Annotated in this window: 6 protein-coding genes; 2 read left to right on the top strand and 4 right to left on the bottom strand. The window is 56.3% G+C overall.

Annotated elements, in window-relative coordinates; translation table 11 throughout:
- Positions 1–187: 187 nt before the first annotated feature.
- Positions 188–982 carry an SDR family NAD(P)-dependent oxidoreductase gene (locus VIL80_RS12845; protein WP_332036497.1) on the top strand — a complete coding sequence of 265 codons (795 nt, stop codon included), beginning with the start codon at positions 188–190 and terminating at the stop codon, positions 980–982.
- Between the two features lie 190 nt (positions 983–1,172).
- Positions 1,173–2,942: an ATP-binding protein gene (locus tag VIL80_RS12840; RefSeq protein ID WP_332036496.1), complete on the top strand. Its 1,770-nt coding sequence runs from the start codon at positions 1,173–1,175 to the stop codon at positions 2,940–2,942.
- Between the two features lie 110 nt (positions 2,943–3,052).
- On the opposite strand, the gene katG is transcribed toward VIL80_RS12840, so the two are convergent.
- The 4 genes from katG to VIL80_RS12820 all read right to left on the bottom strand — a co-directional run.
- Positions 3,053–5,269, bottom strand: coding sequence for a catalase/peroxidase HPI (gene katG, locus VIL80_RS12835; RefSeq protein ID WP_332036495.1), 2,217 nt, complete (start codon positions 5,267–5,269; stop codon positions 3,053–3,055).
- A gap of 177 nt (positions 5,270–5,446) precedes the next feature.
- Positions 5,447–6,643, bottom strand: coding sequence for a sialidase family protein (locus tag VIL80_RS12830; RefSeq protein WP_332036494.1), 1,197 nt, complete (start codon positions 6,641–6,643; stop codon positions 5,447–5,449).
- 104 nt (positions 6,644–6,747) lie between these two features.
- Positions 6,748–8,463 (bottom strand): diguanylate cyclase, encoded by a 1,716-nt coding sequence (locus VIL80_RS12825; protein WP_332036493.1) that lies wholly within the window; start codon positions 8,461–8,463, stop codon positions 6,748–6,750.
- A gap of 296 nt (positions 8,464–8,759) precedes the next feature.
- Positions 8,760–9,620 (bottom strand): SMP-30/gluconolactonase/LRE family protein (locus VIL80_RS12820; RefSeq protein ID WP_332036492.1); only part of this gene is annotated, 861 nt, incomplete at its 5' end.

Below are 9,620 nucleotides of genomic sequence, written 5' to 3'. Positions count from 1 at the left end.
TTCTTGCCTTTCTAGCACCATGCGTTTTGTCCGGTAGTCATTCGCAAAGCAAAAAACCGCCCAAAGGCCACTGCTGCTCCAGATTTTGCAGGTGCCTCAGCCTCTCACAGCGTGCCCGGACCTATACTCAGCGGACAAACCTCCCCCTCGTACGCGACAACGACACTCCAACCAAGGAATCCGTATTTTGGATCTGCAGCTAAACGGAAAAACCGCATTTATTAGCGGCTCCACCAAGGGAATCGGCAAGGCCATTGCCACCGCCCTGCTGAAAGAGGGCGCCCGCGTCATAGTCAATGGCCGCAGTGACACCGAATCGCTCGCCGAAGAACTGCGCGCCCACGGCGATGTAATCGCACTCGAAGGTGATCTGGGCAGTCCCGAGGACACCCGGCGCATCTGTGCGCAAATTGATGCGCTCGGTTCGCTGGATATCCTTATCAACAACATGGGAATCTTCGAGCCAAAGCCATTTGGTGAAATCGGTGATGAAGAGTGGCAAAAATTTTTCGATATCAATGTGATGAGCACCGTGCGGCTGTCGCGGCATTTTTTTCCAGCAATGCTGCAGCGGGATTTTGGTCGTGTAATCAATATCTCCAGTGAAGCCGGAATACGTGGCCTGGAAAGCATGGTGCACTACTCCATGACCAAAGGCGCGCAAGTGGTAATCGGGCGCGGTCTCGCCAATTTGACCAAAGGTAGTGGAGCCGACATCACGGTCAACTCGGTGCTGCCCGGCCCCACATTGACCGAAGGGGTAAACACCTGGCTGAAAGAAAGTGCCGCCGTGCAGGGGAAGTCCGAGAAGCAATTTGTCAGAGAGTTTTTTCAGGAAACTGAGCCCACATCGTTGATCCAGCGTTTCCTGCTCCCGGAGGAAATTGCCAGTGTCGTTACGTTTCTGGCATCCCCCCTCAGTTCCGCGATCAATGGTGCCGCGATCCGGGCCGAAGGCGGGTTAATTAAGTCGATCGTCTGATTCCATCGTGCAGCGTTCTTTGTTCATGGTAATGAGGTACCAATATTGCCGATATCGGCGAGTTTGAGTAGGGTGGCCAAATAAGCGGCAAAATCTCGCCAATACAGAGCTTGCCATACAGCATTCAACAGGGGCCTCACTACCACCGATGCGCAAACTTCTCCCGTGTTGCCTTGTTGCATTCCTTGTCATGGGCCTCTTCGAATGGGTACTGACATTGTTACCGGCGAGCGAGGCATCCGGAGCCGCTTCGGTGCTGAGGGTGTTGCTGGCAACCCTGCTGGTGGGGGTTACCAGTTACCTGTTACTTAACCACAAGCGGCAGCTTACCGATCGCCTGGGCACCATGCTGGCGCATCGTGACGCCCTGAATATGCAGTACCAGCAGGAATTGCGCGAGCGGCAAGCGACCGAACAGACGCTGTCGGACCAGCTGCAATTTCTGCAGATTCTCATTGATGCCATTCCCGCCCCGATCTTCTACAAGGATGCCGAAGGTATCTACACCGGCTGCAACCGGGCCTTTGAAGCGTTCCTGGGAAAACCCCGGGAGGAAATCGTCGGGCGCTCCGTTTACGGCGTTTCCCCCGGGCCACAGGCTCAGGTCTACCACGAAAAGGACCTGGAGCTGATGCACCAGAGGGGGCAACAGGTGTATGAATCGTCGGTAGTCTATGCCGACGGAACCCTGCACGATGTCATCTTCAATAAGGCGGCCTACGAGCTGGCAGACGGCCGCCTGGGGGGGTTGATTGGCGTAATTCTCGATATCACCGAGCGCAAGACACTGGAGCGGGAACTGCTCCAGGCCAAGGAAAAGGCGGAGTTCTACAGCCGCTCGAAAACCCAGTTCCTGACCAACATGAGCCATGAAATTCGCACACCGCTCAACGCCATTGTCGGTTTCAGCCAGGTCCTGATACAGCGCAGCCGGAACGGTGACCTGCCGGGAGAGTTCCGGGAATTCCTGGAAAAAATTGCGATCAGCGGTCGTGGGCTGGCGGAACTGGTCAATGATGTACTGGATATCTCACGTATCGAAGCCGGAAAAATTGAAGCGGTAGCGGAAGACGTGCAATTACCGGGGCTGATCAATTGCATCCTGGTCTCCTGTGAACCCCAGGCCAGCGAGCGGTGCCTCACCTTGCGATGCGAAACGGACCCGCACCTGCCGGAATACGTCCGCATCGACCGCGGCAAGCTATCCCAGATCCTGATCAACCTGATTGGCAACGCCATCAAGTTTTCTCCGGCCAACAGCATTATCGACTTGAAGCTAAGCAGACAGGCAGCAGACCGAATGGCCATTGCAGTCGTTGACCGCGGAATTGGTATTCCACCCGAGCAGCAGGCAATTATCTTTGAACCCTTCGAACAGGTAGACAAGACTTTCGACGGGCAATGCCGCGGTACCGGCCTTGGGCTGCCGATTACGCGCAGCCTGGTGGAGCTACTCGGTGGCGAGATCAGCCTCGAGAGTGAGGCCAATGTCGGTACAAGCTTCACAGTGACGCTGCCGCTAGAGGAAGGCAGCCCTGTACACCCTCTCCCCGCGGCCAGCCATCAGACGCTCACCGCACTGAGAGGTATTCAGGCACTGGTATTCGAGGACAATGCGGTCAATCAAATGTTGATGCGCGCTTTCTGTGATGACCTTGGCATTGAAGCAACGTTTGTCAGCGATGGTCGCCAGGGCATCGAAACGGCACGGGAAATGCACCCCGATATCATTTTTATGGATATACAGCTGCCGGGACTCAGCGGTATTGAAGCCACGGCGGAAATCCGTCAGATACCAGAAATCAATAGCACGCCAATCATCGGCCTGTCTGCCGCTGCATTCAGCGAGCAAAAAATTGCCGCGCTCAATGCCGGGATGGACGACTACCTGACAAAGCCCATTATCTTTTCACAGCTGATCTGCGCAATGCAAAAACATCTGGAAATACAGGTGCATTGATATCAACGTTTAAAAAAAGGGCGACCAGTGGTCGCCCTTTTTTATTTTTGGCCGCTTCCAAATTGCGGCCCACTTCTGTCCCTGGTCAATCCATCCTGTGAAAGATCGGATTAGTTCAGATCGAAACGATCCAGAGTCATCACCTTGGTCCACGCGTTGACGAAATCGCTTACAAATTTTTCGTCATTGTCGTTGGTCGCATACATCTCAGCTACCGCACGCAGCTCGGAGTTGGAACCGAAGATCAGGTCCACCGGAGTCGCGGTCCACTTCAGTTTGCCAGTCTTGCGATCAACACCCTGGTACAGACCGTCTTCCTTGAAGGACTTGGACCACTGGGTGTCCATGCTCAACAGATTTACGAAGAAGTCGTTGCTCAGGGTTCCCGGCTTGTCGGTGAACACGCCGTGCTTGCTGTCGTCGTAGTTGGCACCCAGGGTACGCATACCACCCACCAGCACAGTCATTTCAGGCACGCTCAGGGTCAGCAGGTTGGCGCTGTCGATCAGCATATCCACCGGCATCATGTGCGCGTCTTCGCTGTAGTAGTTGCGGAAACCGTCAGCCTTGCGCTCCAGGAATGCGAAAGACTGCACGTCAGTTTGCGCTTGGGTGGCATCGTTACGGCCCGGCTTGAACGGAACAGTTACGTCGTAACCGGCCTTCTTCGCGCCCTGCTCGATCGCTGCGGCGCCGCCGAGAACAATCAGGTCAGCCAGAGATACCTTCATGCCACCTTTGGCTTTGCGGTTGAAGTCCTTCTGGATTTTCTCCAGACGGTCCAGTACGCGATCCAGCTCTTTCGGGTTGTTTACAGCCCAGTCGCTCTGCGGCGCAAGACGCACGCGTGCGCCGTTGGCACCACCGCGCATATCGGTACCGCGGAAGGTGGAGGCGGAAGCCCAGGCGGTACGTACCAGTTGCGGTACAGTCAGGCCGCTCTTCAGCACTTCGGCTTTCAGAGCTGCGATTTCCTGGTCACCAATCAACTTGTAGTCCACCGCCGGAATCGCATCCTGCCACACCAGCACTTCGGCCGGTACTTCGTTACCCAGGTAGCGCGCGCGCGGGCCCAGGTCGCGGTGGGTCAGTTTGAACCACGCCTTGGAGAATGCCAGCTGGAACTCTTCCGGATTCTTGTGGAAGCGCTCGGCAATCTTCTGGTATTTCGGATCGAAACGCAGTGACAGGTCGGTAGTGAACATCATCGGCGCGTGACGCTTGCCTTCAACGTGCGCATCTGGAACAAATTTCACCTGCTCGGCGTTCTTCGGCTCCCACTGGGTAGCGCCCGCCGGGCTCTTGGTTTTCACCCACTCGAAACCAAACAGGTTGTCCAGGAACTGGGACGACCAGGCAATCGGATTCACAGACCAGGCGCCTTCCAGGCCGGAAGTAACGGTGTCTTCAGAGTGGCCCTTGCCACACTTGTTCTTCCAGCCGAAACCCTGCTCTTCGATAGCGGCACCACCCGGCGCTGCACCCACACACTCCTCCGGCTTGTGCGCACCGTGTGCCTTACCGAAGGTGTGGCCACCGGCGATCAGCGCCACTGTCTCTTCGTCGTTCATGGCCATGCGGCCAAAGGTGTCACGGATACGTTCAGCAGCGAGTTTCGGGTCCGGGTTACCGTTGGGGCCTTCCGGGTTCACGTAGATCAGGCCCATGTGGTCCGCAGCCAGCGGCTTTTCCAGGATTTTGCCGTTGAAGCGCTTGTCGTTACCGACCCACTCGCGCTCGGAACCCCAGTAAACAATGTCTGCTTCCCAGTCGTCTTCACGGCCACCGGCGAAGCCGAAGGTTTTGAAGCCCATGGACTCCAGAGATACGTTACCGGCCAGGACCATCAGGTCCGCCCAGGAAATCGCATTGCCGTACTTCTGTTTTACCGGCCACAGCAGGCGGCGGGCTTTATCCAGGCTCACGTTGTCCGGCCAGCTGTTCTGCGGCTCGAAACGCTGCTGGCCACCACCGGCGCCACCACGACCGTCGTATACACGGTAGGTACCGGCACTGTGCCAGGCCATACGGATGAAGAAAGGACCATAGTGGCCGTAGTCAGCCGGCCACCAGTCCTGGGAGGTGGTGAGGACTTGTTGGATGTCTTTCTTGACCGCTGCCAGGTCCAGCTTGCTGAAGGCTTCGGCGTAGTCGAAGTCTTCGCCCATCGGGTTGGACTTCTCTGCATTCATACGCAGCGGCTGCAGGTCGATACGGTTCGGCCACCAGTCCTGGTTGGACATGGCCTCGGAGGTGGGGGCAGCGTTCGCGTTAACGGCAATGGCTGTAGCCAGAGCCACCGCCAGAGAGAGGGATTTCTTGAGCATGGGATTGCGTTCCTTATAGTCTCATCAATCGGACTAGAGCATCCTATAGGGACACGCAATCACGTTGTAATTAGACGTTGTTATCGGTCTTATTAAAACGAACAATCTGATAGCAAAAAATAATAGTCACGCAATATCAGCCTTATAGTGGGCAACAATCCATCGCACAGAAAACCATCAATGCGCCAGCAGACTCGTGAGCGGTATACGGGTGACGACGATGTCTTCCTTGTTTTCTCCGTAGGCCACATACAGGCTGTCGTTCCACACAAGGGATTTGGGATAGCTGAATCCTTTTCGTTTATACAGTCCTTCATAGCGCGGGCCGGCGAGTTGATTGCCCCCTGCGCGCAGCAGAAAGGCCCGATCAAAGATTTTGCCATCGCGGCTGAGTGAAATCGCGAGTGGCTCGCGGACTTTCGAGCTGCTGGGGTTGTTTACCAGGAATACGCTGCCGTCGGGCAGGTTGCCCGCACTCTGTTTGGCGCGGGAGTCCGGCAGGTTGGTCGATTGCGTCTTGGACCAGGTCGCACCGTTGTCATTACTCACCGACGCCAGTACGTGAAAACTGCTCTGCTGATCCCGGAACACCATCACCAGAGCGCCGTCGGCGCGCTGAAAGCTGCTGGGTTCAAGCTCGCGGCTCACGTCGTTCTCCACAGATAAGTTGGCAAACTCCCCGAGCTTCCAACCGGAAAGTGCGGAGGGGTCATCGGTATAAATAGGAGTTGCGCGCAGGCCCGGCTGACGGTGCAGAGCAGTCACAATGCGGCCATTGTGATAGCGGTGAAAGTCCTGTTCGATCACCCCGTCCAGTGGACGACCATCGGCAAAGGTGGGGCGGCCAGTATTTTCCCAGTGTATGCCGTCGCTACTCGACAGCACTTCCACGTGACCGCCGCGGGGCTGCAGATCGTTCGGCCACACATTGATAAACGCGTACAGCGTATCGCCCGCGGACCACCAACCACCGCTGGTGACCACCGCATTGCTGCGTGCTTTTTCCAGTATCCGGGGCTCGCTCCAGTGAAGGCCATCGCGACTGGAGGCATAGAGCACAGCAGTATCCGCGGCATCCTCGTCGCGGGCAGAGCTCTGCCACTGCAGATATATCTTGTTTCCAAAGCTGTACAGCACCGCACCGTGGTTGTACTGACTTTTCCCCTCCTGGCCTTGGTACACGGTAATGTGTTCCACACCTACCGGGAGCTGCAGCCCCATGGTCTCCGGCATTGTGCCATTGAACAGGCCCTCGACGACCGAAAACGGCTGGGCGGAGGTATCAATCGAAGCACCTAGAATTACCGGTAGCAGAAAAGCCCACAACCTTTTTTTTACGTGCGCAGAAGGTGTGATTGCTAAGGTAAATCTCATCGCGACATCCTCGATTGGTTACGAACTCATCAACAACTACCCGCACTGGGGTGCGGTGCTACAGCACAGGTTACAACGCCTGCTTTTTTCTATTCCGCCGATAATCAGACATTGCCGCCGGAAAGTATTACCCCAGCATTCGCAATACTGGTATCGGCTACGACATAGCGATTGCGCCCTTTACGCTTCGCTTTATAGAGTGCCCTGTCCGCCAGCTCGAAAAACTCCGGCGCCGATATATCCGCAGAAAATTCCGAACTCGCCAAGCCCACACTGACGGTCAACGCCAAGCCGTCAAAATCCGTCTGTGCGACTTCACGCACCAATCGCTCCGCCACTACTTGTGCCGCCTGACAGTCGGTGCGCGGCATTAGCAGGGCAAATTCCTCTCCGCCGTAGCGGCAGGCCACTACCGGTTTACGCACCAAGCGCAGTATCAATCGACCGACAGCCTGCAGTGCCGCATCTCCGCGGGCATGACCGTAATCGTCATTGATGGATTTGAAGTGATCAATATCCAGCACCAGCAGTGAAAGTGGTGCACCAGTGATCGTTACGTTGCCGAGCTCCCGAGGCAACCGCTGGTCGAAGTATCCGCGATTGTAGAGGCCGGTGAGCGGATCGACATAACCGCGCTTCTGGATTTCATTAACCCTGGCTCCCAGTGCCAACGACAGCAATACCATCTCCAGCAGGGCACCAAACTGAAAGGCGTTATGGGTAATTGTATTGTGGGGTATCAGGCCAAAGGTTTTCAGCATGTACACGATCACGCAGATAAGTAGCGAGGCCCACCCCACCAGGAAATAGCGTGCAGACAACGAGCCTTTGAGCAGGCTGATAACCCCCACCGCCAGCAGCAAAACCGCCACCACCAGCGTCAGCAGCGCCAGGCTCAGTGTTGTCGGCCCGTAACTGACAAACGGGGAAATGACGGTCAAAGGAACGATGATGTACAGCAGGCCACGGGCCAGGCGATCTGTGCGCGGCGCCAGCACGCGACTGCTGCAAAAGGTACGGGCGAACTGGATGCCAAATATCAGTGTCATCCCCAACAAGATGACCAGGCTCTGGTTCGCCAGCCAGGGGCTTCCGGGCCATACATACTGAAACGATATGCCGTTGTGAACGCCAAAATAGAGCCCGTAGCTGATCGCATAGCCCATGTAATAGACATAGGCCCGGTCGCGTACCGCAATAAACAGGAACAGGTTATAGATAACCAGTACCAGGAACCCGCCGTAGTAAATTCCCATCAGGAATTGCTCCAGTGCCAACTGCGACAGGAATACGGTCGGGTCGCTCACCGAGAGCCCAATATTGAGCGCTCCCTCGCTAGCAAAACGGAAATAAAAGGTACGGTTTGCGTTGGCCGGCAGCGTCACCGGAAACACAAAATCCCTGAGATCCAGCATGCGACTGGCGAACGGACGGCGATCGCCCGTGGCCACCTGCTGCCATTGATCGGAAGCATCCAGATACCAGAAATCCAACCGATCAATCAGCGGGTAATCCTGCCGCAGGATCAGTTCCCGCTGTACCGGCAGCGGATTGTGCAGGGTAACCGCAGCCCAGTATGCCGCACCGGTAAACCCGAAATTGGGCGATCGCCCGTGTAGCGGTTGCAACAGCTGATTTTGATCGAGGGAGAGAATGTCAGTGAAACTGAGCTTTTGATCCGGGTCCTGCACCAGGCGCAGATTGGCCGTCAGTGCCGCCGGCTGTTGCTCCTGCTCAATTACAAATGGTGCAGACTGAGCCAAGGATGCCAGACACAGCAGCGACAGCCCCAAAAACCAGTATTTGACCAGCATTACCATATATCGCCGCCTTACCAGCCATTTCCGCCTTTCCCGCAGGCGTTGACCAGAGTTTATGTTTTGGAGGCAATACTATGATTTCGGGATGCGGTAGAAAAGCGACGATGGCATGTACACCCTCGGCCGCCATGACGGGCAATGACTGCCTGCCTCAAGTATCGCGCGCAGCAAGAGTACCGTAACTCTTGGTGCACCAGAACCGACCTGACGGAAGTGCTGCCTGTATCCCGGCGCACCGTGGCAGCGACAGTTCACTTGTCTGCCCTATATCGAGGGTTGCGCTATCGGGGATAGATTCAGGCCGGCTCCGGCTCGGTAATTTTTTCCAGCAGTTGAGAAGTACTGAAGCGGAAACCCATTGCGCCCTTGAAAGGAGTCCGGAATACAAAGAGGTTGCCCGCCTGCTTCTCGCGATCCAGGTTCCACTCGTTGAGGGACTCTCTGGCACTGGTGACAAACATCAGGTCCATATTAGGGCCGCCGAAGGTAACACAGGTTGGCTGGCTCACTGGCACAGGAATCGCACCGGCCAGTTTGCCCTCGGGACTGTAGCGTTGGATACGCGCACCGCGCCATTGGGCAGACCAGAGGTAGCCCTCGGAATCCACCGTGGCGCCATCCGGATAGGTACCGAACATGGTACGGGCAAAAATTTCGCGTTGCCCCAAATCACCGCGGCGGGCGTCAAATTTGTAGCGGTAAATGACACGGCGCGGGGAATCGGCAAAATAGAAATGGCTGGAGTTGACGTCCCAGCAGCAACCATTGGAAATGTGAACGCCTTTCACCTGCTCACTGACTACACCATTGGGTTCCAGGCAATAGAGCACCCCTACGGGCTCTTCACCGCCGTCTTCAGCCATGGTGCCGGCCCAGAAGCGACCCTGGCGATCGATCTTGCCGTCGTTGAAGCGTACACCGCTACCTTTTTGCAGCAGGGTCTTCTGCCACAGAATTTTGCCGCGGCGGTAGTCAAACAGCGCAAATCCGCTTTCAAAGGCTGCGACAATACAGTTGTCGCGATCGGTGAAGGCAAACGCGCAGAGCCGTTCCGGGGTGTCGAACACCTCGAGTACGCGCCCAGGCCAGCTGAGGCGGTAGAGCTTGCACTCCTGAATGTCCGTCCACCAAACGCTCTGCTCCTTGTGGTTCCACAA

The sequence above is a fragment of the Microbulbifer sp. genome (assembly GCF_036563125.1).
Taxonomy (GTDB): Bacteria; Pseudomonadota; Gammaproteobacteria; order Pseudomonadales; family Cellvibrionaceae; genus Microbulbifer.
Note: the sequence above shows the minus strand (reverse complement) of the source record. Positions and strands in the feature narration are given on the sequence as shown.